Below are 22,316 nucleotides of genomic sequence, written 5' to 3'. Positions count from 1 at the left end.
GTCGAATGCTACCCCTGGAACATGCCCGGGTCGCCCATGGTTGACCCGATCGAGGCGATCGAGACGGAGATGATCATGAACAGGCCTGTGGACGCGGAGTATCACTGGGGCGGCGATTCCCTCGATCTCGACGCCTATCTGGCTCGGATCGGATTCGACGGCGCACGGGACGCGAGTCCGGCGACCTTGCGGGGGCTGCAGTACGCGCATACCACCACGATTCCGTTCGAGAACCTCGAGGCGATCTTCGGCCGCCCCGTGCCGCTGGATCCGGAGTCGCTGCAGGACAAGATCTTCCGGCATCGCCGCGGTGGCTGGTGCTATGAACAGGTGGGCCTGTTCGCCGCGGCGCTGGAGCGACTCGGCTTCGGCGTCACGGGTTTACACGGCCGGGTCACCATGGGCGCGACCGGTGCGCCGCGCCCGGCCACCCATGCGCTGCTGCGCGTCACCGCGGCCGACGATGAGCGGATCTGGCTGTGCGACGTCGGTTTCGGCGGTCCGGGCCCACTGGCCCCGCTCGAACTGAATCCGGACGTGGGCGAGGTGACCGTGGGCGCCTGGCGCTACCGGCTGGAGCGCGGCCGCGGTGCGCTGGACAGCGAACTGTGGACCCTGCACCACTTCGCCAAGGGCGGCTGGATCGATCGCCACACCTTCACCCTGAATCCGCAGTACCGCATCGATTACGCGGTCGGCAACCATTTCGTGGCCGCCTCGCCGCGCTCGCCGTTCGTCACCCGCCCCTTCGTGCAGCGCTTCGGTCCCGACGCTCATCACATCCTCGACAGCACCGTCTGGATGACCGAATATCCGGACGGCACAGCGCAGTCCAGGGATCTGGAGGCCGCCGAACTGCCCAAGATCCTGGCCGAGGTATTCGATATCGAACTCGACGACGCCGATACCGAGCGGCTCGCCTCCGGATGGTGGCTGCGATGACACCCGACAAAACGCCCGTTTCTGGGCGGTAGCTGTGAAGGCCGGTAGGGTCGGGTTGGTGCGCACGAGTACGAAGCTGTTCGCCCTGTTCGCCACCCCGACCCTCGCGCTCGCCGCCTGTTCGGGAGATAAAGCGACCGACCGGTTGAACAGCACCGTGCACAACTTCGCCGATGCGCTCGGCCGCGAGGATCCGGCGGCCGCGGCCGCGATCACCAGCGATCCGGCGCCGGCCGCGGAGACCCTGGGCAAACTGTTCGACAGCCTCGGCAAGGACGTGCGTGTCGAGGTCGGCGGCATCGAGAAGAACGACGCCGGGGCCACTTTCACGCTGAATACGACGTGGAAGCTCGGCCAGGGCGGTAAGAACCAATGGACCTATTCGACCACCGGTACCGCCGTCCGCGCCGGTGACAACTGGAAGGTCCACTGGAATCCGGCGACCGTCGCGCCCGGGCTGGACGCGGGCCCGCTGAGCTACAGCGTCGTCTATCCGGAGGTGGCCGCGCGCGTACTGGACCGCACGGGCGCGGAACTGTACACCCAGCAGGTCGTCACGCTGGTCAATGTCGCGCCCGGCGCGGATCTGAATGCCGTTGCCGCGCTGCTGAATCCGATCGATCCGAGCATCAACGCGGCGGCGCTGCAGTCCGAATTGTCCGGTGCGTCAGGTAAACCCGTCACCGCGATCGGGCTGCGCCCGGCCGATCTGGACCCGATCTCCGGACAGCTCTCGGCCCTGGCGAATGTGACCCTCGCCCCGCAGACCCGGCTGCTGGTCACCGATAAGGCACTCGCCTCGCCGACGCTGTCGGGTCTGTCGGATCTGTGGCAGCACGATGCCGACGACGCGGCCGGTTGGGCGGTCCGGGCGCAGACCGCCAACGGAACCCAGCGGGTGGGCGGTCAGGACGCCAAGCCGGTCACCGATATCCCGAGCACCCTCGATATGGGCATGATGCGCGCCGGGGAGGCCGCGCTCGCCCCGATCGCCACGCCCGCGGCCCTGGTCGTCATCCAGCCCTCCACCGGAAATCTGCTGGCGCTGGCCCAGAACGCACCCGCCGACGCGCAGGGCCCGATCGCGCTCACCGGCCTGTACCCGCCCGGCTCGACCTTCAAGACCGTCACCGTATCGGCGGCCCTGCAGGCCGGTCAGGTCACCCCGGACAGCGTGGTGGGCTGCCCGGGCACGGAGAACATCGAGGGCCGGCAGATCCCCAACGACAACAACTTCGACCTCGGTCAGGTGCCGCTGCACACCGCGTTCGCCAAATCCTGCAACACCACGATGGGCCGGTTGGCGGTGAACCTCCCGCCGGACGGCCTGGCCAAGGCGGCCGCGCAACTGGGTCTCGGAATCGACTACACCGCACCGGGTATGACGACGGTCACCGGCAAGGTGCCCGTCGCCGATACCCCGGCGCTGCGCGTGGAGGAGGGGATCGGCCAGGGCAAGGTGACCGCGTCCCCGTTCGGCATGGCACTGGTCGCCGCGGCGCTCGCGCACGGTTCGGTGCCCGCGCCGACCATCGTGAACGGCAAACCCGGTGTGCCCGACCACAATCCGGATCCGCTCCCGCCCGCCATCGCCGATCAGGTGAAAACCATGATGCGCGAGACGATTACGAACGGCACCGCCACCGGACTGCGTGACATTCCGGGCATGCTGGGCAAGACCGGTACCGCGGAGTACATCGACGACAAGCATGCGCACGGTTGGTTCGTCGGCATCGATGGCGATCTGGCGCTGGCGGTATTCATCGCCGACGCGGGCAGTTCCACCCCGGCCGTGGACGCGGCGGGCCGGTTCCTCCGCGCGTCGAAGTGACGTTGGTCACGAAACATACCGGGGTGATTACACAGTGATCTCGCCTTCATCGCATAGGTGTCGGACATATTTCACTCAGATCTCACTCCGGCGTCGGAGCGGCCGGTCGGGCCCGCTACACTCGTGCGGGGAACACGCGGGCAACCGCAGCTCGGTAAGTCATGGATCGCGGAGAAACTCGGAGTAGTGCCATCGAAACCGGCCAAGTGATCGCAGGGCATTACCGCCTGGTCGAACGAATTGGTAGCGGCGGCACAGGCGTCGTTTGGCGTGCCGTCGACGAGCGTCTCGAACGATCGGTGGCGATCAAGCAGATTCTCACCCAGCCCAGCCTGCCGCCGGGTGAGAAGGAGATCGTGCGTCAGCGCGCCTCCCGGGAGGCCCGCAACGCCGCCCGCTTCCAGCACCCCAACGCCATCGTGGTCTTCGATATCACCGATCACGAGGGCGATCCGTGCCTGATCATGGAGTATCTGGCATCACAGAGCCTCGCGGTAGTGCTGTCCTCGCAGGGCACGCTGCCGCTGCCGCAGGTCGCGCGCATCGGCGAACAGGTCGCCTCGGCGCTGATCGCCGCGCATCGGGCGGGCATCGTGCATCGCGACGTGAAGCCGGGCAATGTGCTGCTCGGCGAGAACGGCACGGTCAAGATCACCGACTTCGGCATCTCCAAGGCCAAGGGCGATGTGACGCTCACCGCGACCGGTCTCATCTCCGGCACCGCCGCCTATCTCGCGCCCGAGGTGGCGCGCGGTGCGGAGCCGACCCCCGCCGCGGACGTCTTCGCCTTGGGCGCAACGCTTTTCCACTCGCTCGAGGGTGAGCCGCCCTACGGCAGCAACCCGAATCCGCTGGCGCTGCTCTACGCCGCCGCCAACGGCCAGCTCAGCCAGCCTCGCAACGCCGGGCCGCTGACCGATCTGCTGCTGGATCTGCTCAGCTTCGATCCCGAGGATCGGCCGAGCATGCCCGAGGTGCGCGATCACCTGGCCGATTTCGCCGACTACGGCGCGGATTCGGAGCCGACCCATATGCTGGCCACTCGCCGCCCCCCGGTGCGGCGCCAGGCCACCCGGACGATGGATCGCCGTGCGGCACAGGCGGATATCTCCACCGCGGAGATGATGGCCACCGCCGCGCCGATCTCCGAGCCGGAGATGCCCCGGGTCCGCCCGGCCCCGCCCGGCGCGCATCCGACTCGCTCGCATCCAGTGCACGCGGCCGCACCCGCCCCGGCGCGCAGCCGCAAGCCGCTGCTGTTCATCGGCGGATTCGCGGTGGGCCTGGTGATCGTGGCGCTGGCGCTGGCCGCGATGTTCAGCGGATCGGATTCGAATCCGCCCAGCGCGCAGGGCAATTCGCCGTCGGCGAGCGGTGCGCCGCACAGCGGAACCACCACCCCGGCCACGGTCGCACTGGGGCAGACCAAGAGCAACGGCAAGGCCAACGTCAGCGACGCGGCCGATATGATCGACTCGTTCTACAGCGCGCTGGTCAATCAGACCGCCGCCACCGCGTGGGGCATGCTCACGCCGGCCGCGCAGCAGGTGTACGGCACCCAGCAGGCGTTCGTCACCTACTGGACGCAGAATGCGGTGACCAATTACGGCGGCATCGAGGGCGCCCGCGGCAACTCGAGCACCAATTCCGATGGCTCGGTGGATATGTCGGTGTCGAAGGTGACCGCAGGCGGCCAGAGCAAGCCGGTGGCGCTGCGCGTGATCATCGGCAGTAGCGGGCATCCGGTGATCGACAGCGACACCCGAATGACCAGCATGTCCTAACGCGCCGCACAGCGAACCGGTGGGCGCTGCGGTCGGCTCCCGTCGGGACGACAATGGTGGTCTCGGACCGCCGTAGTCCATGAGAGGAAGCGAAATCCCCATGAGTCTGTTCGTCATTGCCGAAACCCGCGCCATCCCCGGACAGGAGGATCGGCTGCGCGCCGCGCTGGAGGGGATGGTCGAGCCGTCGCTGGCCGAGCCCGGTTGCATCTCCTATGTACCCTTCGCCGATCCGAACGATCCCGCGCATATGGTGATCGTGGAGGAGTGGACCGGCGCGCAGGCGGTGGACGAGCATTTCCGTATGCCGCACTTCCTGCAGGTATCCAAGGTATTGGACGAAATCCTGGCCGAGCCGTTGAAGATTCGGCGACTCGTCGCCGAATAGTATTCCCTCCCAACCGGAATCATCTCTTCCGTGACAACCGTTGTCGCGGATAGTCTTTCGCGTGTGAAGACCCGGGAGTTGCTGAGGGCCGAGCGGGCGGAACTGATCGAGCTGCTGCGGAGCCTGTCCGATGAGGAATGGCTCACGCCGTCGCTGTGCGCGGGATGGCGGGTGCGCGATGTCGTAGGGCATCTGCTGTACGACGCCATCCCGGCGCCGACCTATGCCGGTGTGTTCCTGCGATACGGGATGTCGGCCGATCGCGTGAACAATCTGCTGGCCGACAAGTCCCGCGCGCTGTCGACCGCGCAGCTGATGAGCAGGCTGGAGAACTCCGGTCATCACATCACCGGCCTGCTGCCGGGGGTGGGCCTGGCCGATATGCTCGTCCACCAGCAGGACATCCGCCGCCCGCTCGGCCGGGCCCGCGAGATCCCCGCCGAGCGGCTGCTGGCGGTGCTCAACCGCCCCGACCGGTTCGCCAATCCCGGCCGTTACACCCGCGGTCTGCGGTTCGTCGCGACCGATATCGACTGGTCCACCGGCTCGGGACCGGAGGTGCGCGGTACCGGCGAGGCCGTGGCCCTGGCCATGGTCGGCCGCCCGGCGGTACTCGATGATCTCGACGGCGACGGCGTGGAGACCCTGCGGGGACGAATGCCCCGCTGATCCGGTGGCCCCCTTCTCATGGTCCCGGCATGAGGTTTCTTATGGTCCCGGCATGAGGTCCCCTCTTATGGTCCCGGCATGCTGTTCGCCGGGACGGCGGTGAATATGCACTGGCAGCGACCGGATAGTCTGGTAACCGGCCATAAGCCGATCTGATGACCAGTACAGACGAAGGATCCGCACCGCCATGACATCCCGCACCGAGCTCGCCCGCGTCGATCTGCGCGGCCGCACTCCCACCGCCGCCGAGCTGCGTGTCGCGCTGCCGCGCGGGGGAGTCGACGTCGACTCGGTGCTGCATCAGGTGCGTCCGGTGGTCGAGGCGATCCGCGACCGCGGCGTGGCCGCGGCGATCGAATTCAGCGAGAAGTTCGACGGTGTCGCGCCCGTCTCGGTGCGTGTCCCGGCCGCGGCGCTGGATCGGGCTCTGGCCGAGCTGGATCCGGCCGTGCGCACCGCCCTCGAGGTCACCATCGAGCGCACCCGCACGGTGCATGCCGATCAGCGCCGCACCGATACCACCACCGAGGTCGTGCCCGGCGGCACGGTCACCGAGCGCTGGGTCCCGGTCGAACGGGTCGGCCTGTACGTGCCCGGCGGCAATGCGGTGTATCCGTCCAGCGTCGTGATGAATGTCGTACCCGCCCAGACTGCGGGCGTCGAATCGCTGGTGGTGGCCTCGCCGCCGCAGGCGCGGTTCGGCGGCCTGCCGCATCCGACCATCCTGGCCGCGGCGAAACTGCTCGGTGTCGAGGAGGTCTGGGCCGTCGGCGGCGCCCAGGCGGTCGCGCTGCTGTCCTACGGCGGCGTGGACACCGACGGCGTACGGCTCGAGCCGGTGGATCTGATCACCGGTCCGGGCAATATCTACGTCACCGCCGCCAAGCGCCTGTGCCGCGGCCTGGTCGGCATCGATGCCGAGGCCGGGCCCACCGAGATCGCCGTGCTGGCCGACGCCACCGCCGATCCGGCGCATGTCGCGGCCGATCTGATCAGCCAGGCCGAACACGATGTGCTGGCCGCCAGCGTGCTGGTGACCGACAGCGTGGCGCTGGCGGACGCGGTCGACGCCGCGATCACTGTGCAGATGGCCGTGGTGAAGCATCACCACCGGGTCACGGAGGCGTTGTCGGGCAAGCAGTCCGGCATCGTGCTCGTCGACGATATCGATCAGGGTCTGCGTGTGGTGAACGCCTACGCCGCCGAACATCTGGAGATCCAGACCGCCGACGCGTCCGCGGTGGCGGCCCGGGTGCGCAGTGCCGGAGCGATTTTCGTGGGCGCGTGGTCGCCGGTCAGCCTGGGCGACTACTGCGCGGGTTCCAATCATGTCCTGCCGACCGCTGGATGTGCCCGGCACTCCTCGGGTTTGAGCGTGCAGACGTTCCTGCGCGGCATCCACGTCGTGGACTACAGCGAGGCGGCGCTGAAAGACGTTGCCGGACATGTGGTCGCACTCGCCGATGCCGAGGACCTGCCCGCCCACGGCCAGGCCGTGCGGATCCGCTTCGAGGCGCTGTCATGATCGCGCCCGGATCCGGGGTCAGCCTCGACGATCTGCCGCTGCGCGACAATCTGCGCGGTAAGAAGCCCTACGGCGCACCGCAATTGACGGTTCCGGTGCAGCTGAACACCAATGAGAATCCGCATCCGCCGAGCCGGGCGCTGATCGACGATGTGGCCGAGTCGATTCGGGCCGCCGCCGCCGATCTGCACCGCTATCCCGATCGCGACGCGGTCGCGCTGCGTGGTGATCTCGCGGCGTATCTGACCCGCCAGACCGGTGTGGCGCTGGATATGTCGAATGTGTGGGCGGCCAACGGCTCCAACGAGATCCTGCAGCAGCTGCTGCAGGCGTTCGGCGGGCCGGGGCGCAGCGCCATGGGCTTCGTGCCCTCGTATTCGATGCATCCGATCATCTCCGAGGGCATCGACACCGAATGGGTGGCGGCCGAACGCGCGGCCGACTTCTCCCTCGACGTGGATCACGCGCTGGCGTGCGTCGCCGAGCGGCGGCCCGATATCGTGTTCGTGACCAGCCCGAACAATCCGACGGGACATGGCATTGCGCAGGGCGATCTGATCCGGATCCTCGATGCGGCGCCCGGCCTGGTGATCGTCGACGAGGCCTACGGCGAGTTCTCCGATGCGCCCAGCGCCATCGGCCTGATCGATCGGTACCCGGCGAAACTCGTGGTGACGCGGACGATGTCGAAGGCATTCGCCTTCGCGGGTGGGCGGCTGGGCTATCTGGCCGCCGCGCCCGCGGTGATCGATGCGCTGCTGCTGGTGCGGCTGCCGTATCACCTGTCGGTGGTCACCCAGGCCGCCGCGCGGGCCGCGCTGCGGCATGCCGACGAAACGCTGGCCAGTGTGGCCGAATTGGCGGCGCAGCGGGATCGGGTCGCGAAGGCCCTGGCGGAGTCGGGTTTCGAGGTCGCGCCGAGTGAGGCGAACTTCCTGCTGTTCGGCCGGTTCGCCGACGCGCCCGCCGCCTGGCAGAGCTATCTCGACGAGGGCGTGCTGATCCGCGATGTCGGCATCCCCGGATATCTGCGCGTCACGATCGGCCTGGCCGCGGAGAACGACGAATTCCTGCGTGTGAGCGAGAAACTGGCGAGCACGGAGGTAATGAGGTGACGGAAGCGAGTATGAACCGAACCGCGCGGGTGGAGCGCACCACCAAGGAATCCAGCATCGTCGTCGAGCTGAACCTCGACGGCACCGGCAAGACCGACATCTCCACCGGAGTGCCGTTCTACGACCACATGCTGACCGCCCTCGGCGCCCACGCCAGCTTCGACCTGTCGGTGCGCGCCGAGGGCGATATCGAGATCGAGGCCCACCACACCGTCGAGGACACGGCTATCGTCCTCGGCCAGGCCCTCGGCCGGGCGCTGGGCGATAAACAGGGCATCCGCCGCTTCGGCGACTCCTACATTCCGATGGACGAGACCCTCGCCCACGCCGCGGTCGATGTCTCCGGCCGCCCGTACTGCGTGCACACCGGCGAACCGGAACACCTGCTGCACACCGTGATTCCCACCAATGGTCCGGGCGCGCCGTATTCGACGGTGCTGAACCGGCACGTCTTCGAGTCGATCGCGCTCAACGCCCGGATCGCCCTGCATGTGCGGGTGCTCTACGGCCGCGATCAGCATCACGTCACCGAGGCCGAATTCAAGGCCGTGGCACGGGCTTTGCGCGCGGCGGTGGAATTCGATCCGCGGGTGAGCGGCGTGCCGTCGACGAAGGGGACGCTGTGACGAAGACGGTCGCCCTGCTGGATTACGGCTCGGGCAATCTGCATTCGGCCCAGCGCGCGCTGATCCGCGCCGGCGCCGAGGTCACGGTCACCGCCGATCCCGAGATCGCCCTGGCCGCAGACGGTTTGGTGGTTCCCGGCGTCGGCGCGTACGCCGCCTGCATGGCCGGGCTGCGCGCGGTGCGTGGCGAACGCATCATCGGCAAGCGCCTGGCCGGGGCCCGTCCGGTGCTGGGCATCTGCGTCGGCATGCAGATCCTGTTCGCGCGCGGCGTCGAATTCGGCGTCGAGACCGAGGGCTGTGCCGAATGGCCCGGCACCGTCGAGCGCCTACCGGCCCCGATCCTGCCGCATATGGGCTGGAATACGGTCTCCGCGCCCGCCGGCAGCACCCTGTTCGCGGGCATGGATTCCGAGACTCGCTTCTACTTCGTGCACTCCTACGCGGCCCGCACCTGGGAGCTCACCGACTCCGGCCCGCTGGCCCCGGCCGAACTCACCTGGGCCGACCACGGCGGCCCATTCCTGGCCGCGGTCGAGAACGGCCCGCTCAGCGCGACCCAATTCCATCCGGAGAAGTCCGGTGACGCCGGCGCGCAGCTGCTGCGCAACTGGGTGAACTCGCTCTAACGCGGCGCCACCGGATCCACGCGCCCGGCCAGCCAGCGGCCATCGATGTTGTCGAGATTCACGCGAATGACCGTGCGGGCCTGGCGCGGAATGCCGAAAGTGGCGTCGCTGCGGGTGGATTGGTCGACGGTGACGACCGTTTGGGCATGGTCGGGGTCGACGGTGTCGGTGCGGCATTCGACCGCGAGGGCCTCCGCGCGGGTGTGGGCGGCCTGGGCCTGGGCGCGGTGGCCGGCGGCGGCGCTCTGGAACTGACCGCGGAATTCGCCGGTCGAGCGGTCCAGGACGCGGCGGGTGTAATCGTCGTAGTCGGTGTAGTCGTAGGTGTTGAGCTGCCAGCCGAAATCGCAGGCGGCCTGGGTCAGTGGATCCGATGGTGCGGCGGCCGCCGGTGGGGCCACCATCAGCGCGGCCGTGCCGGCAACCGCCGAAGGTAGCGCGAACACCAAGTGCCGCAGCGTGATTCGGGACATGGCTCACCCCTCGTTGGTCGACATGGACAGTGAAGAACCGTGCCGTGACCCCGATGACACGTCCTATGTCTCTGTAACCCGCCCGGCGCCCGGCCAAACACCGCCGTGGTCGGCGGCACGCGTGACGGCCGTCCTACTCGAGACCTCCCGGTTCGGATGGCGTAAAGATTGCCCAGTAGGCTGCCCTCGTGAGTCTTGTGTTGCTACCCGCGGTCGATGTCGCCAATGGTGAGGCCGTGCGCCTGGTGCAGGGAGAGGCCGGCAGCGAAACCAGCTACGGCGCGCCCCGCGACGCCGCGCTCGCCTGGCAGCAGGCCGGGGCCGAATGGGTGCATCTGGTCGATCTGGACGCCGCCTTCGGGCGCGGCTCCAACCGGGAGCTGCTGGCCGAGGTGGTCGGCGAACTGGACGTCAAGGTCGAGCTGTCCGGCGGTATCCGCGACGACGACTCCCTGAAGACCGCCCTGGCCACCGGCTGCGCCCGGGTCAACCTCGGTACCGCGGCCCTCGAGGATCCCCAGTGGTGTGCCCGCGCGATCGCCGAATACGGCGACAAGATCGCGGTCGGCCTGGATGTGCGCCTCATCGACGGCGAGTACCGGCTGCGGGGCCGCGGCTGGGTCAGCGACGGCGGCGATCTGTGGGAGGTGCTCGAGCGCCTCGAACGCGACGGCTGCACCCGCTACGTGGTCACCGACGTCACCAAGGACGGCACCCTCACCGGCCCCAATCTGGATCTGCTGACCGAGGTCACCAACGCCACCGCCGCCCCGGTGATCGCCTCCGGCGGCGTATCCACCCTCGACGATCTGCGCGCCATCGCCGGACTCGTCGGCGAGGGCGTGGAGGGCGCGATCGTCGGAAAGGCCCTGTACGCCGGGCGATTCACGTTGCCCGAGGCGTTGGCCGCGGTGCGCTGAGGCGATGACCGTCCGGGACCGCGCCGCGCTGCTCGCCGTGGCGAGCGAGTTATTGGATTCCGTCGCACCGCGTTTCGCCGAGGGCATCGGCGCGCCGAGTGCGGTGCAGAAGGGTCGCGGCGACTTCGCCACCGCCCTGGATCTCGAGCTCGAGCGCACCCTGTCGGCGCAGCTGCGCGAGCGCACCGGAATCCCGGTGCACGGCGAGGAATTCGGCGGTCCCGAACTGAGTTCCGGCACGGCCTGGGTGCTGGATCCGATCGACGGTACGTTCAACTACTCCGCGGCGCATCCGCTGTCGGGAATGTTGTTGTCGCTCATCGACGATGGCGAACCGGTGCTGGGCCTGACCTGGCTGCCGCTGCTGGGCCACCGCTATGCCGCCGCGCTCGGGGGTCCGGTGTTCCTGGACGGAAAACCGTTGCCGCCCTTGGCGCCCGGCAAACTCTCCGATGTCATGATCGGCTTCGGCGCGTTCAACATCGATAGCCACGGCCGCATCCCGGGTCGGTTCCGCTTCGATCTGCTCGGCGCGCTGAGCCGGCTGTCGGGGCGGGTGCGCATGCACGGCTCGACGGGAATCGACTTGGCGTTCACCGCCTCCGGCGTGCTGGGTGGCGCCGTGATCTTCGGCCATCATCCGTGGGACAACGCGGCCGGGGTCGCGCTGGTGCGCGCGGCCGGGGGAGTGGTGACCGATCTGCGCGGTGAGCCGTGGACACTCGAATCCGGTTCGGTGCTCGCGGCCGCACCGGGCGTGCACGAGGAACTGCTGGACTTGATCGATATCGCGGTGGACCGGGAGACCGCGCGCCGCACGACGGGAGACCGAAACCGATGACCCTGGCCGTACGCGTGATTCCGTGCCTGGACGTCGACGCGGGCCGCGTCGTGAAGGGCGTGAACTTCGAAAACCTGCGCGACGCGGGCGATCCGGTGGAACTGGCCGCGGCCTACGACGCCCAGGGCGCCGACGAGCTGACCTTCCTCGATGTCACCGCCTCCACCGGCGACCGCGGCACCATGATCGACGTGGTCACCCGCACCGCCGAGCAGATCTTCATCCCGCTGACCGTCGGCGGTGGCGTGCGCACGGTCGAGGATGTGGATCGGCTGCTGCGCGCGGGCGCGGACAAGGTCTCGGTCAACACCGCCGCGATCGCGAATCCGGAGATCCTGCGCGAGATGTCGCAGCGGTTCGGCTCGCAGTGCATCGTGCTGTCGGTGGACGCTCGTCGGGTACCCGAAGGCCATGACCCGACACCGTCGGGCTGGGAGGTCACCACCCACGGCGGTAAGCGCAGCACCGGCATCGACGCCGTCGAATGGGCCGTGCGCGGAGCCGAATTGGGCGTGGGCGAGATCCTGTTGAATTCGATGGACGCCGACGGCACCAAGGCCGGATTCGATCTGCCGATGATCGATGCGGTCCGCAAGGCGGTCAGCGTGCCGATCATCGCCAGCGGCGGCGCGGGCGCGGTGGAACACTTCGGCCCGGCCGTGCGGACCGGGGCCGACGCGGTGCTGGCCGCCAGCGTCTTCCACTTCGGCGAGCTGACCATCCCGCAGGTCAAGGACGCCATGCGCGCCGAAGGTATCGTCGTACGGTGAGCACCAGTCTGGATCCGGGGATCGCGGCCCGCCTCAAGCGCAACGAGGCCGGGTTGGTCGCGGCCATCGCACAGGAGCGCGCCACCGGCGATGTGCTGATGATGGCATGGATGGACGACGAGGCCCTGGCCCGCACCCTCGCGACCCGCAAGGCCACCTACTACTCGCGCTCGCGTCAGCAGTATTGGGTCAAGGGCGAGACCTCCGGCCACACCCAGTACGTCCACGAGATCCGCCTGGACTGCGACGGCGACGCCCTGCTGCTGATCGTCGATCAGGAGGGCGCGGCCTGCCACACCGGCACCCACACCTGCTGGGACGGCGACGTCCTGCTGTCCGATTAGTCGGTCATCGAATCCGCGGGCGGCGTCGGCCGTCCGCTGGATCGCCCGATCCCGCGTTCCATGCCGCTGTCCAGCTGCTGCATCAGCGCCTGGCCGAGCTCGAGCAGCTGGCGGGTCTGATTGGCGTCCAGGCCGTCGAAGACCAGTCCGCGCACGGCATCGAGATAGCCGGGCGTCGCCTCCTCGACCTTGCGGTAGCCGGCATCGGTGAGCACCGCATGCGCGCCACGCCGCCCGGGCAGTAGCTCGCGATGGACCCAGCCGAGCCGTTCCAGCTTGGTCACGACATGCGACAGCCGAGATAGCGATGCATTTGCCTTATAAGCGAGTTCGCTCAACTGCAGCCGATGTCCGGGTTCCTCCGACAGCAACGCCATCACAAAGTATTCGAAATGCGTTACGCCGGATTCGCGCTGCAACTGGGTATCCATTGCCGCTGGTAGCCGAGTCGTCAGTCCGACAAGGATCCGCCAAGCTCGCTGTTCGATGGGATTCAGCCACTTCGTCACTTCGCGCCCTCTCTTGCGGCCAAGTGACGTGACATCGTTAGCAATGGTAGGGATTATTGAAACTTCAATTCACAGTCACCTGCGGCTTCAAGTTTGCCACGATTTCGCTCGCAGGTCATCAGTGTTCGGAATGACGTGACATCTATCACGAACTGGTCAGGCGTCTGGCGAGGTCGGGGGTGTCGGCGCGGCGGCGGGTGCGGGCTGCTGCCGCCCGGCGGCCGCTCGGCGTTTGCGGAAATGCCGGCGCACGATGCCGACCACGACGAGCAGGAACAGCACGCCCGCGATGATCGCCCCGATCAGGGAGGCGCCCCGAAATCCGGGTGCGTCGACGTCGAGCACCCGCTCCCCGGCGTGTGCGGCATTGTTGTCACCCGCGACGATGGCCAGCGTCATCAGATTCGGCACGGCCGCGGCCACCGCGAGCACCGCCGCGGCACCGGCGATGAATCGCCCGCCGCGCTTGCGCCAGACCCGCGCGCCGAGCAGTAACAGCAGCAGCGGCACCAGCGTGCACAGGAATCCCAGCGCCAGCCCGGACCAGATGCCCTTGGCGAAACTGCCGTGCCCGGACATCGCCGCGATGCGCTGGGCCCACCAGCGCGGGATGAACGCGGCCAGCAGGAGATAGGCGATGACCAGCGCCGCGATCACGAGCAGCAGTCCCACGATCCGGTTGCGCCACAGGGCGAACGAAGACCCGCTGCCGGACGTTTGCTCAACGCTCTGCGAAGTCATACCCCTCAGGGTATGCGCCCGGCCTCAGGCCGTGCGGTTGTCGCGAATAGCGTTTCGGATCAGCCTTTTCGCTGGCGAAGGAAGTCCAGTGCGGTATCGGCGTGGTGATTCGCCCTCAGTTCACTGGAAATCACCTTCAGGACCGTGCGATCGGTGTCGAGGACGAAGGTCTGCCGCTTGACCGGGGCCAGTTTGCCGAGCAACCCGCGCTTGACCCCGAACCGCTCGGCGACCGCGCCGTCGCGATCGGACAGCACCGGATAGGCCAGGCCCTGTTTGTCGGCGAAGCCCGCCTGGGTGTCGACCGAATCGGTGCTGATACCGGCGCAGGACGCGCCGACGGCCGCGAATTCGGCGGTCAGATCCCGGAAGTGGCACGCCTCGGCCGTGCAGACCGGCGTATTGGCGGCGGGGAAGAAGAACAACACCAGCGGTCCGCCCGCCAGCAGTGCGTCGAGGGACCGGACGGTGCCCGACTGATCGGGAAGCTCGAACTGGGGAGCGCGCTGGCCTTGCTTCATAAGACGGACAGTACCGGGCGCACGCGGCGCCCGGCACCGGCGAACGATCCGGATCTATGCGCCTATCAACGCGGCCACTTCCGGATTCTTGATGTCCATGACGTCGAGGATGCCGTGCGCCTTCAGGAACGGCCTGAGTTCCTTGATGCGGTCGGCGTGGTAGGCGTACTCCTGCGGAAAGCTGCTGCGGTCCAGGCTTTCCAGCGCCTTGACGTAGGTGACGAACGAGGCGAGCGCATTGTGCTTGCTCGTACCGCCCATGGGCTGGTTCATGTTCATCATCCGCGGCGGCTGGGTGGGTATGCCGCCCATCGGCTGCGGAGCCGCGTGCCGGGGACCCTCCGGTGACACCGGTTGCGAGGGGTACATCAGTAACGAACTCCTCTCTCTCATGGGGGCAACGGCCACCATCGTTCGGTCGGATCTAGCTCTACTTCTTCGCCCTACTTATTCGAGGCAGATCGGGTCTCGGCTCGGGCCTTATCCCCGGACAAGTGCGGGAGTCGGGCAGCCGACGGTCGCGATGATGTCTGCAAGGCTAACGCCGCGAGTGCGTCCGTATAGGTGTTTTCGCCGGTCGCGGGGTGCGGGAAACCCATTTGCCGGTGCCTGGAATGATGAAGAAATGCGCGGCCCCTCATCCGATCGTCCCGGACAACCCACCACCACGACGCGTGAGCAGTTCCGGGAGCTGGCGGCCGAGCACCGCGTGGTGCCGGTGACCCGAAAGGTGTTGGCGGACTCGGAGACTCCACTGTCGGCCTATCGCAAGCTGGCCGCCGATCGGGCGGGCACCTTCCTGCTCGAATCCGCGGAGAACGGGCGATCGTGGTCGCGCTGGTCGTTCATCGGCGCCGGGAGTCCGGCCGCGCTGACCGTGGTCGACGGCGAGGCGGCCTGGCTCGGCGCCACGCCCGCCGGCGCGCCGTCGGGCGGTGATCCGCTGGTGGCCCTGCGCGACGCGCTGCAGGTGCTGCGCACCGAACGCCTGCCGGGCCTGCCGCCGTTGACCGGCGGCCTGGTCGGCTACCTCGCCTACGACATCGTGCGGCGGCTCGAGCGGCTGCCCGAATTCGCCGTCGACGATCTGCGGGTGCCCGATATGGTCATGCTGCTGGCCACGGATCTGGCCGCCTTCGACCATCACGAGGGCGCGATCACGTTGATCGCCAACGCCGTCAACTGGAACGGCACCGACGAGCGCGTCGACGAGGCCTACGACGATGCGCTGGCCCGTCTCGACCGCATGACCGCGGCCCTGGCCGCACCCGCGGAATCCACCGTCTCGATCTTCGATAGTCCCGAACCCGACTTCCGCCGCAGGCGCACCGCCGAGGAACACGGCGCCGGAGTACGCCGGCTGGTCCGGGAGATCGAGGCGGGCGAGGCCTTCCAGGTCGTGTTGTCGCAGCGATTCGAGATGGACTACGACGGCAGCCCGCTGGATCTGTATCGCATGCTGCGCGCATCGAATCCGAGCCCGTATATGTATCTGCTGCACATTCCGGACAGCTCCGGCGAGACGGCCTTCTCGGTCGTCGGCTCCAGCCCCGAGGCGCTGGTGACGGTGAAGGAGGGCGTGGCGACCACCCATCCCATCGCCGGAACGCGCTGGCGCGGCACGACCGACGAGGACGATCAGCTGCTGGAGAAGGATCTGCTGGCCGACGAGAAGGAGAACGCCGAACATCTCATGCTCGTCGATCTCGGCCGCAACGATCTGGGCAGGGTGTGTCAGCCGGGCACGGTCCGCGTCACCGACTATCGCCATGTCGAGCGCTACAGCCATGTGATGCATCTGGTTTCGACGGTGTCGGGCCGGCTCACACCCGACCACAACGCCCTCGACGCGGTGCAGGCCTGCTTCCCGGCGGGCACGCTGTCGGGCGCGCCGAAGGTGCGGGCGATGGAGCTGATCGAGGAGCTCGAGCCGACCCGCCGCGGCGTCTACGCGGGCGTGGTCGGCTATCTCGACTTCGCCGGCGACGCCGACACCGCCATCGCCATCCGCACCGCGCTGCTCAAGGACGGCATCGCCTATGTGCAGGCGGGCGGGGGTATCGTCGCCGACTCCAAGGCCGACTACGAGGAGACCGAATCCCGGAACAAGGCCATGGCCGTCCTCAAGGCCGTCGCCGCGGCCCGGACCATGCGCACCTTCGCCCCCGACCCCGACGGCAAGGATCGATGAGCTCCCCGGAAACCCCAGCGCCCCAGCCCGATTCGCACCACGACGACGCGGAGGCCGCCGACGCGGAACAGACCGCACCCACGCGCAAGTCTCCGATCGGCCCGGTCCTGCTGCTGGCGCTGGCCGCGGCGGCGCTGTGGGGCTCGTCGCGGATGACGTGGGTGACGCTGAAATCCTCGGACGGGCTGACCGAACCGCGCACCCATCACCTCGACGGCGGCGTGTGGTTCGGCGCGCTGACGCCGCTGGCGCTGGTGCTGCTGGCCTCGATCGCGGCCGTACTGGCCGCCCGCGGCTGGTTGCGGCGGCTGCTCGGCGTGGTGATCGCGATCGTGGCCGCGGTGGCCGCGGTGCCGGGCTTCGCCATGCTGACCCATCATGGCAATACGTCCGAGCGCGCCGTCCGACTCGCCGAGCTGCCGGCCCGCGCTCAGGTGGACCAGCTCACCACCGCGGGGTTGCCCGCATTACTGAGCGTGCTGGGCGCGCTGGCGGCCTTCGTGGCGGGCGTGCTGCTGGCCCGCATGCCCGAGACCACCGCGCGGCTGTCCGGCAAGTACGACAATCCGGTGTTCCGCCGCGCCTCGGCCGCCGAGCAGGTGGCCGCGCGGCAGGCGAAAGCCGCGCCGCGGCAATCGGATACACCGGATCAGCCGGACGAATCCGTCGCGACCGGCCCGTTGTCCGAGCGCGTGCTGTGGGACGCGCTCGACGCCGGCGCCGATCCGACCGATGACGATCCGGGACGGCGATGAGCACGGCCCCGCGTCGATGCGACGCAGAACACCCCGCCGTCGGTGCGGCAAACATAGCCAATTACTCTTTATCAGCATCGGTGAGACAGCGCCTGGGGGGATTCTCAGGCAGCAAGTCCGTCTCCCCAGAAAGGATTCGAGCCAGATGACGGTACTCGACTCGATTCTCGACGGGGTCCGCGTGGACGTGGCCGCGCGGGAAGCCCTCCTGGATTTCCAGGCCGTCAAGAAGGCTGCCGCCGCGGCGCCGTCGCCGCGGAACGGACTCGCCGCGTTGCATCAGGACGGCGTCGGAGTCATCGCCGAGGTCAAGCGGGCCAGCCCTTCGCGGGGTTCGCTGGCCGATATTCCGAACCCGGCCGAGTTGGCCAAGGCCTATGAGGACGGCGGCGCGCGCATCATCAGCGTGCTGACCGAACAGCGCCGCTTCCACGGCTCGCTCGACGATCTGGATGCCGTGCGCGCCGTGGTCGACGTGCCGATCCTGCGCAAGGATTTCGTCGTCGGGCCCTATCAGATCCACGAGGCCCGTGCCCACGGCGCCGACGTGATCCTGCTGATCGTGGCCGCGCTGGAACAGGATGTGCTGTCCTCGCTGATCGACCGCACCGAATCGCTGGGCATGACCGCCCTGGTCGAGGTGCATACCGAAGAGGAAGCCGACCGTGCCCTGGAGGCCGGCGCCTCGGTGATGGGCGTGAACGCCCGCAACCTCAAGACCCTCGAGGTCGATCGCGACGTCTTCGCGCGCATCGCCCCCGGCCTGCCGACCGAGATCATCCGGGTCGCCGAATCCGGTATCAACGGCACCGCCGACCTGCTGGCCTACGCCGGTGCGGGCGCCGATGCCGTGCTGGTCGGCGAGAGCCTGGTGACCAGTGGCGATCCGCGCGCGGCGGTCTCGGAGCTGGTGACCGCCGGAACTCATCCGTCCTGCCCGCGCCCGCTGCGCCGGGGAGCCGCGCGATGACCGAGCTGCACGAGTTCGCGCTTCCACAGGCGAGCGAGGGCGTCGCCCAGCGCAGCCATGAGCCGGATGCCAAGGGGCACTTCGGCGTATACGGCGGCCGGCATGTGCCCGAGGCTCTGATGGCGGTGATCGAGGAGGTCACCGCCCAGTACGACAAGTGCCGGGTCGACCCGAGCTTCCTCAACGAGCTGGACCGGCTGCAGCGCGAGTACGCGGGCCGCCCGTCGCCGGTGTACGAGGCGACCAAACTGAGCGAGCACGCCGGCGGGGCGCGGATCTTCCTCAAGCGCGAGGATCTCAACCACACCGGCTCACACAAGATCAACAATGTGCTCGGGCAGGCGCTGCTGGCCAAGCGGATGGGCAAGTCCCGGATCATCGCCGAGACCGGGGCGGGCCAGCACGGCGTCGCCACCGCGACGGCGTGTGCGCTGATGGGGCTCGAGTGCGTGATCTACATGGGTGCGGTCGACACCGCGCGACAGGCCTTGAACGTGGCCCGGATGCGGCTGCTGGGCGCCGAGGTCATCGCGGTGAAGTCCGGTTCGCAGACCCTGAAGGACGCCATCAACGCGGCGTTCCGGGACTGGGTCACCAACGCCGATAACACCTACTACTGCTTCGGTACCGCGGCGGGCCCGCATCCATTCCCGTTGCTGGTGCGCGACTTTCAGCGCGTGATCGGCCTCGAGGCCCGTGCGCAGATCCAAGCCCAGGCCGGTCGCCTCCCCGATGCGGTCACCGCCTGTGTCGGTGGTGGTTCGAACGCCATCGGCATCTTCCACGCCTTCGTCGACGATCCCGGCGTGCGCTTGGTCGGATTCGAGGCCGCCGGTGACGGCGTCGAAACCGGAAGGCACGCAGCGACATTCACCGGTGGTTCGCCGGGTGCGTTCCAGGGCGCGTACTCCTATCTGCTGCAGGACGAGGACGGGCAGACCATCGAATCCCACTCGATCTCAGCGGGATTGGACTATCCCGGGGTCGGGCCGGAGCACGCCTATCTGAAAGACCTTGGCCGCACCGAATATCGGCCGATCACCGACAGCGAGGCGATGGACGCCCTGCTGCTGCTGTCGCGGGCCGAGGGCATCATCCCGGCGATCGAATCGGCACACGCGGTGGCGGGTGCGTTGCAGTTGGGGCGCGAACTCGGGCCGGGCGCAATCATCCTGGTCAACGTGTCCGGGCGCGGCGACAAGGATATGGACACCGCGGCCCGCTGGTTCGGGCTCTACGACGAGGAGCGACAGTCGTGAGCGAGCTCGCGAGCGAACCATCAACACAGCGTCCACGACTTATGACGGAGCCGAGCGCCAGCGAGGCGCGGTCATGAGTCGGCTCGCCGCAACGTTTGCCGCCTGTCGCTCCGAGCAGCGGGCGGCCCTGGTCGGATATCTGCCCGTGGGCTACCCGGATCTGCCCGGTTCCCTGGATGTGCTGCGGACGATGGTCGAATCCGGTTGCGACATCGTCGAAATCGGCGTGCCGTATTCGGATCCGACCATGGACGGCCCGACCATCGAGGACGCCGCGGTGCGGGCGCTGCGGCAGGGTACTCGGGTGCGGGACGTGTTCCGTGCGGTGGAGACCGTCGCGGCGGCCGGTGCCGCGCCCGTGGTGATGACCTACTGGAATCCCGTGCTGCGCTACGGCGTCGACGCCTTCGCCCGCGACCTCGCCGCGGCGGGCGGGCTCGGGCTGATCACCCCGGACCTCATCCCGGACGAGGCGGACGCCTGGTTCGCCGCATCCGATGCCCACGATCTGGACCGCGTCTTCCTGGTGGCCCCGTCCTCGACCGAGGAGCGGCTGGTCATGACCATCGAGGCGTCGAGCGGATTCGTCTACGCCGCCTCGACCATGGGCGTGACCGGCGCGCGTGACACGGTGTCCTCGATGGCCCCGGAGCTGTGCGCCCGGATCCGTACCCACTCCGATATCCCGATCGGTGTGGGCCTGGGCGTGCGCAGTGGTGCGCAGGCCGCGGAGATCGCCGCCTACGCCGACGGTGTGATCGTGGGTTCGGCCCTTGTGTCGGCCGCGGCCGAAGGTCTGGACGCGGTGCGCGCGCTCACGACCGAACTCGCGCAGGGCGTGCGTTCGGCCGCCGTTCCGTCCTGAACCGTGCGCCGCTCGGCGTCGTATTCTCCGATAGCGGCCCGCGTGCCGGGTCGCACCGAATGGAATACGCCACCGCCGGTGGAGCCGTATTCGCCACTGCCACAAGCGTTGTGACGGAGCGATCCGCGCTGTGCCGGGGTGGGCGCGGGACCGGCCGGGCCGGATTGTCGATGCCGGTGCGCCGCCCGAGAGCCACGGTGCGCGGTCGAGGGGTCCGGCAGTGACCGTACCGGGGCTTGCCCGGACCCGCGGGCGCGTTGTCGCCGTATTCCGTTACGGTGGGCCCGTGACTTTTCCAGTCCTGGCAGACAGTGTCGTTGCGCACGCCGGTCCATCGGCGGCCGTGCTCGCCTACATACCCAGCCCGCCGCGTGGCGTCTGGTATGTCGGTCCGCTGCCGCTGCGGGCATACGCGTTGTGCATCATCGTCGGCATCATCATCGCCATCTGGTGGGGTGAGAAGCGTTGGCAGGAACGTGGCGGGCAGTCCGGCGCGGTGCTGGACGTCGCCATGTTCGCCGTGCCGTTCGGCCTGGTCGGCGGGCGGCTGTATCACGTGGCCACCGACTGGCAGAAGTACTTCGGCGCGGACGGGCATCCGATGAACGCGCTGAAGGTGTGGGAGGGCGGCCTCGGCATCTGGGGTGCGGTGCTGCTCGGCGGCATCGGCGCCTGGATCGGCTGCCGGGTGTATCGAATTCCGTTGCCCGCCTTCGGCGATGCGATCGCGCCCGGAATCCTGCTGGCGCAGGCCATCGGCCGGTTGGGCAACTACTTCAATCAGGAGCTGTACGGGCGCAAGACCGATGTGCCGTGGGGCCTCGAGATCTACGAGCGGTTCGGCTCCGACGGTCAGCTGGACATGATGAACGGCGTCTCCACCGGCGTGGTCGAGAAGATCGTGCAGCCGACATTCCTCTACGAACTGCTGTGGAACGCGCTCGGCGTCGCGGTGCTGATATGGCTGGACCGGCGCTACCGCATCGGCCACGGCCGGCTGTTCGCGCTGTACGTGGCCATCTACACCTTCGGCCGGTTCTGGGTGGAGCTGCTGCGCGACGACGAGGCCACGCATGTGTTCGGCATCCGCATCAACACCTACACCTCGGTGCTCGTCTTCGCCTGTGCCATCGCGTATTTCGTGCTCGCCACCAAGGGCCGCGAGGTGGCCGGGCAGCTGCGCCCCGGCGCCGATCGGCCGTGGCCGTGGCAGCTGGCGGCGCTGCGGGCCCACGGCGTGGCGGCGGAATCCGAGGCGGCGCAGGCGGATTCGACGGTCGAGAGCGAGGCCGTGACCGCCGCGAAGACCGAGGCCGCCGCGGCGGACGAACCGGAACCGACCGAATCGGACCATGAAGTATCCGATTCCGGGAACGAATCCGAACCCTCGGACGATAACTCCGCGACCGATTCGGCCGAGACGACGGCGGCGAAAACCGCCGACTCCGGCAAGAATTGAGCGTCGGGGGGGGGCCCCCCCCCGGGGGGCGCCCCCCCCCCCCCCCCCCCCCCCGGGCCCCCCCCCCCCCCCCCCCCCCCCCCGCCCCCCCCCCCCGCCCCCCCCCCCCCCCCGGGGGGGGGCCCCCCCCCCCGGGGGCCCGGGCCCCCCCCCCCCCCCCCCCAGCGGGGGGGGGTGGGGGGGGGGGGT

At 68.7% G+C, this 22,316-nt stretch carries 24 protein-coding genes; 19 read left to right on the top strand and 5 right to left on the bottom strand.

Features of this window, described 5'->3' with window-relative positions; all coding sequences use genetic code 11:
* The first annotated feature begins 75 nt into the window (after nucleotides 1–75).
* The 9 genes from ACIA76_RS30350 to hisH all read left to right on the top strand — a co-directional run bounded on the left by ACIA76_RS30350 (nucleotide 76) and on the right by hisH (nucleotide 9,509).
* Nucleotides 76–942 carry an arylamine N-acetyltransferase gene (locus ACIA76_RS30350; RefSeq protein ID WP_397156653.1) on the top strand — a complete coding sequence of 289 codons (867 nt, stop codon included), beginning with the start codon at nucleotides 76–78 and terminating at the stop codon, nucleotides 940–942.
* A gap of 58 nt (nucleotides 943–1,000) precedes the next feature.
* Nucleotides 1,001–2,773: a penicillin-binding transpeptidase domain-containing protein gene (locus ACIA76_RS30345; RefSeq protein WP_397156651.1), complete on the top strand. Its 1,773-nt coding sequence runs from the start codon at nucleotides 1,001–1,003 to the stop codon at nucleotides 2,771–2,773.
* 206 nt (nucleotides 2,774–2,979) lie between these two features.
* Nucleotides 2,980–4,557, top strand: coding sequence for a serine/threonine-protein kinase (locus ACIA76_RS30340; RefSeq protein WP_397156649.1), 1,578 nt, complete (start codon nucleotides 2,980–2,982; stop codon nucleotides 4,555–4,557).
* A 100-nt stretch (nucleotides 4,558–4,657) separates the two neighbouring features.
* Nucleotides 4,658–4,945: a putative quinol monooxygenase gene (locus ACIA76_RS30335; protein WP_397156647.1), complete on the top strand. Its 288-nt coding sequence runs from the start codon at nucleotides 4,658–4,660 to the stop codon at nucleotides 4,943–4,945.
* A 63-nt stretch (nucleotides 4,946–5,008) separates the two neighbouring features.
* The gene (locus ACIA76_RS30330) at nucleotides 5,009–5,614 is read left to right on the top strand and encodes a maleylpyruvate isomerase family mycothiol-dependent enzyme (protein ID WP_397156645.1); all 606 of its coding nucleotides are present in this window, start codon (nucleotides 5,009–5,011) and stop codon (nucleotides 5,612–5,614) included.
* Nucleotides 5,615–5,801: 187 nt separating this feature from the next.
* Nucleotides 5,802–7,139, top strand: coding sequence for a histidinol dehydrogenase (hisD, locus tag ACIA76_RS30325; protein WP_397156643.1), 1,338 nt, complete (start codon nucleotides 5,802–5,804; stop codon nucleotides 7,137–7,139).
* Nucleotides 7,136–8,254, top strand: coding sequence for a histidinol-phosphate transaminase (locus ACIA76_RS30320; RefSeq protein WP_397156641.1), 1,119 nt, complete (start codon nucleotides 7,136–7,138; stop codon nucleotides 8,252–8,254). The genes hisD and ACIA76_RS30320 overlap by 4 nt, the downstream gene beginning before the upstream one ends.
* Nucleotides 8,255–8,265: 11 nt before the next feature.
* The gene (gene hisB / locus ACIA76_RS30315) at nucleotides 8,266–8,880 is read left to right on the top strand and encodes an imidazoleglycerol-phosphate dehydratase HisB (protein WP_397156640.1); all 615 of its coding nucleotides are present in this window, start codon (nucleotides 8,266–8,268) and stop codon (nucleotides 8,878–8,880) included.
* A complete protein-coding gene (gene hisH, locus ACIA76_RS30310) occupies nucleotides 8,877–9,509 on the top strand; it encodes an imidazole glycerol phosphate synthase subunit HisH (RefSeq protein WP_397156639.1) in 633 nt (210 codons plus the stop codon). The genes hisB and hisH overlap by 4 nt, the downstream gene beginning before the upstream one ends.
* Here the strand turns inward: hisH and ACIA76_RS30305 are convergent.
* Nucleotides 9,506–9,982: a hypothetical protein gene (locus tag ACIA76_RS30305; protein WP_397156637.1), complete on the bottom strand. Its 477-nt coding sequence runs from the start codon at nucleotides 9,980–9,982 to the stop codon at nucleotides 9,506–9,508. The genes hisH and ACIA76_RS30305 overlap by 4 nt on opposite strands.
* A 188-nt stretch (nucleotides 9,983–10,170) precedes the next feature.
* On the opposite strand from ACIA76_RS30305, the gene priA reads away from it, so the two are divergent.
* The 4 genes from priA to hisI are packed head-to-tail and all read left to right on the top strand — an operon-like array spanning nucleotide 10,171 to nucleotide 12,857.
* A complete protein-coding gene (priA, locus tag ACIA76_RS30300; RefSeq protein ID WP_397156635.1) occupies nucleotides 10,171–10,902 on the top strand; it encodes a bifunctional 1-(5-phosphoribosyl)-5-((5-phosphoribosylamino)methylideneamino)imidazole-4-carboxamide isomerase/phosphoribosylanthranilate isomerase PriA in 732 nt (243 codons plus the stop codon).
* Between the two features lie 4 nt (nucleotides 10,903–10,906).
* A complete protein-coding gene (locus tag ACIA76_RS30295) occupies nucleotides 10,907–11,743 on the top strand; it encodes an inositol monophosphatase family protein (protein WP_397156633.1) in 837 nt (278 codons plus the stop codon).
* A complete protein-coding gene (gene hisF, locus ACIA76_RS30290) occupies nucleotides 11,740–12,513 on the top strand; it encodes an imidazole glycerol phosphate synthase subunit HisF (protein ID WP_397156631.1) in 774 nt (257 codons plus the stop codon). The genes ACIA76_RS30295 and hisF overlap by 4 nt, the downstream gene beginning before the upstream one ends.
* Entirely contained in the window at nucleotides 12,510–12,857 is a 348-nt protein-coding gene (gene hisI / locus ACIA76_RS30285) for a phosphoribosyl-AMP cyclohydrolase (protein ID WP_397156629.1), read from the top strand. The genes hisF and hisI overlap by 4 nt, the downstream gene beginning before the upstream one ends.
* On the opposite strand, the gene ACIA76_RS30280 is transcribed toward hisI, so the two are convergent.
* The 4 genes from ACIA76_RS30280 to ACIA76_RS30265 all read right to left on the bottom strand — a co-directional run bounded on the left by ACIA76_RS30280 (nucleotide 12,854) and on the right by ACIA76_RS30265 (nucleotide 14,997).
* Complete coding sequence (locus ACIA76_RS30280; RefSeq protein WP_397156627.1) at nucleotides 12,854–13,366, bottom strand: MarR family winged helix-turn-helix transcriptional regulator; 513 nt, start codon at nucleotides 13,364–13,366, stop codon at nucleotides 12,854–12,856. The two genes, hisI and ACIA76_RS30280, sit on opposite strands and share 4 nt — an antisense overlap.
* A gap of 156 nt (nucleotides 13,367–13,522) precedes the next feature.
* Nucleotides 13,523–14,107, bottom strand: a complete 585-nt coding sequence (locus tag ACIA76_RS30275; RefSeq protein WP_397156625.1) for a permease — start codon at nucleotides 14,105–14,107, stop codon at nucleotides 13,523–13,525.
* A 59-nt stretch (nucleotides 14,108–14,166) separates the two neighbouring features.
* Nucleotides 14,167–14,628, bottom strand: a complete 462-nt coding sequence (locus ACIA76_RS30270) for a peroxiredoxin (protein ID WP_397156623.1) — start codon at nucleotides 14,626–14,628, stop codon at nucleotides 14,167–14,169.
* A 54-nt stretch (nucleotides 14,629–14,682) separates the two neighbouring features.
* Complete coding sequence (locus ACIA76_RS30265) at nucleotides 14,683–14,997, bottom strand: hypothetical protein (RefSeq protein ID WP_397156621.1); 315 nt, start codon at nucleotides 14,995–14,997, stop codon at nucleotides 14,683–14,685.
* 256 nt (nucleotides 14,998–15,253) lie between these two features.
* On the opposite strand from ACIA76_RS30265, the gene ACIA76_RS30260 reads away from it, so the two are divergent.
* The 6 genes from ACIA76_RS30260 to lgt all read left to right on the top strand — a co-directional run bounded on the left by ACIA76_RS30260 (nucleotide 15,254) and on the right by lgt (nucleotide 22,127).
* Complete coding sequence (locus tag ACIA76_RS30260) at nucleotides 15,254–16,819, top strand: anthranilate synthase component I (RefSeq protein ID WP_397156619.1); 1,566 nt, start codon at nucleotides 15,254–15,256, stop codon at nucleotides 16,817–16,819.
* Complete coding sequence (locus tag ACIA76_RS30255) at nucleotides 16,816–17,574, top strand: TIGR02234 family membrane protein (RefSeq protein WP_397156617.1); 759 nt, start codon at nucleotides 16,816–16,818, stop codon at nucleotides 17,572–17,574. The genes ACIA76_RS30260 and ACIA76_RS30255 overlap by 4 nt, the downstream gene beginning before the upstream one ends.
* A 145-nt stretch (nucleotides 17,575–17,719) precedes the next feature.
* Nucleotides 17,720–18,544, top strand: a complete 825-nt coding sequence (gene trpC / locus ACIA76_RS30250) for an indole-3-glycerol phosphate synthase TrpC (RefSeq protein WP_397156616.1) — start codon at nucleotides 17,720–17,722, stop codon at nucleotides 18,542–18,544.
* Nucleotides 18,541–19,803, top strand: coding sequence for a tryptophan synthase subunit beta (trpB, locus tag ACIA76_RS30245; RefSeq protein WP_397156614.1), 1,263 nt, complete (start codon nucleotides 18,541–18,543; stop codon nucleotides 19,801–19,803). The genes trpC and trpB overlap by 4 nt, the downstream gene beginning before the upstream one ends.
* 73 nt (nucleotides 19,804–19,876) lie before the next feature.
* Nucleotides 19,877–20,668, top strand: coding sequence for a tryptophan synthase subunit alpha (gene trpA, locus ACIA76_RS30240; protein ID WP_397156612.1), 792 nt, complete (start codon nucleotides 19,877–19,879; stop codon nucleotides 20,666–20,668).
* 286 nt (nucleotides 20,669–20,954) lie between these two features.
* Complete coding sequence (gene lgt, locus ACIA76_RS30235; protein WP_397156611.1) at nucleotides 20,955–22,127, top strand: prolipoprotein diacylglyceryl transferase; 1,173 nt, start codon at nucleotides 20,955–20,957, stop codon at nucleotides 22,125–22,127.
* Nucleotides 22,128–22,316 lie beyond the last annotated feature (189 nt).

This window comes from Nocardia sp. NPDC051570, assembly GCF_044454005.1.
Classification (GTDB): domain Bacteria; phylum Actinomycetota; class Actinomycetes; order Mycobacteriales; family Mycobacteriaceae; genus Nocardia.
The sequence above is the reverse complement of the archived record's forward strand: the minus strand, read 5'-3'. Positions and strand labels throughout refer to the sequence as shown.

Coding starts and splice junctions, on each gene's coding strand:
- ACIA76_RS30320 (WP_397156641.1), top strand. CDS start 7,136: ATGATCGCGCCCGGATCCGGGGTCAGCCTCGACGATCTGCCGCTGCGC.
- ACIA76_RS30335 (WP_397156647.1), top strand. CDS start 4,658: ATGAGTCTGTTCGTCATTGCCGAAACCCGCGCCATCCCCGGACAGGAG.
- trpC (WP_397156616.1), top strand. CDS start 17,720: ATGACGGTACTCGACTCGATTCTCGACGGGGTCCGCGTGGACGTGGCC.
- ACIA76_RS30350 (WP_397156653.1), top strand. CDS start 76: ATGAACAGGCCTGTGGACGCGGAGTATCACTGGGGCGGCGATTCCCTC.
- ACIA76_RS30295 (WP_397156633.1), top strand. CDS start 10,907: ATGACCGTCCGGGACCGCGCCGCGCTGCTCGCCGTGGCGAGCGAGTTA.
- hisB (WP_397156640.1), top strand. CDS start 8,266: ATGAACCGAACCGCGCGGGTGGAGCGCACCACCAAGGAATCCAGCATC.
- ACIA76_RS30255 (WP_397156617.1), top strand. CDS start 16,816: ATGAGCTCCCCGGAAACCCCAGCGCCCCAGCCCGATTCGCACCACGAC.
- hisF (WP_397156631.1), top strand. CDS start 11,740: ATGACCCTGGCCGTACGCGTGATTCCGTGCCTGGACGTCGACGCGGGC.
- hisD (WP_397156643.1), top strand. CDS start 5,802: ATGACATCCCGCACCGAGCTCGCCCGCGTCGATCTGCGCGGCCGCACT.
- ACIA76_RS30270 (WP_397156623.1), bottom strand. CDS start 14,628: ATGAAGCAAGGCCAGCGCGCTCCCCAGTTCGAGCTTCCCGATCAGTCG.
- trpA (WP_397156612.1), top strand. CDS start 19,877: ATGAGTCGGCTCGCCGCAACGTTTGCCGCCTGTCGCTCCGAGCAGCGG.
- trpB (WP_397156614.1), top strand. CDS start 18,541: ATGACCGAGCTGCACGAGTTCGCGCTTCCACAGGCGAGCGAGGGCGTC.
- ACIA76_RS30260 (WP_397156619.1), top strand. CDS start 15,254: ATGCGCGGCCCCTCATCCGATCGTCCCGGACAACCCACCACCACGACG.
- ACIA76_RS30265 (WP_397156621.1), bottom strand. CDS start 14,997: ATGTACCCCTCGCAACCGGTGTCACCGGAGGGTCCCCGGCACGCGGCT.
- ACIA76_RS30305 (WP_397156637.1), bottom strand. CDS start 9,982: ATGTCCCGAATCACGCTGCGGCACTTGGTGTTCGCGCTACCTTCGGCG.
- ACIA76_RS30275 (WP_397156625.1), bottom strand. CDS start 14,107: ATGACTTCGCAGAGCGTTGAGCAAACGTCCGGCAGCGGGTCTTCGTTC.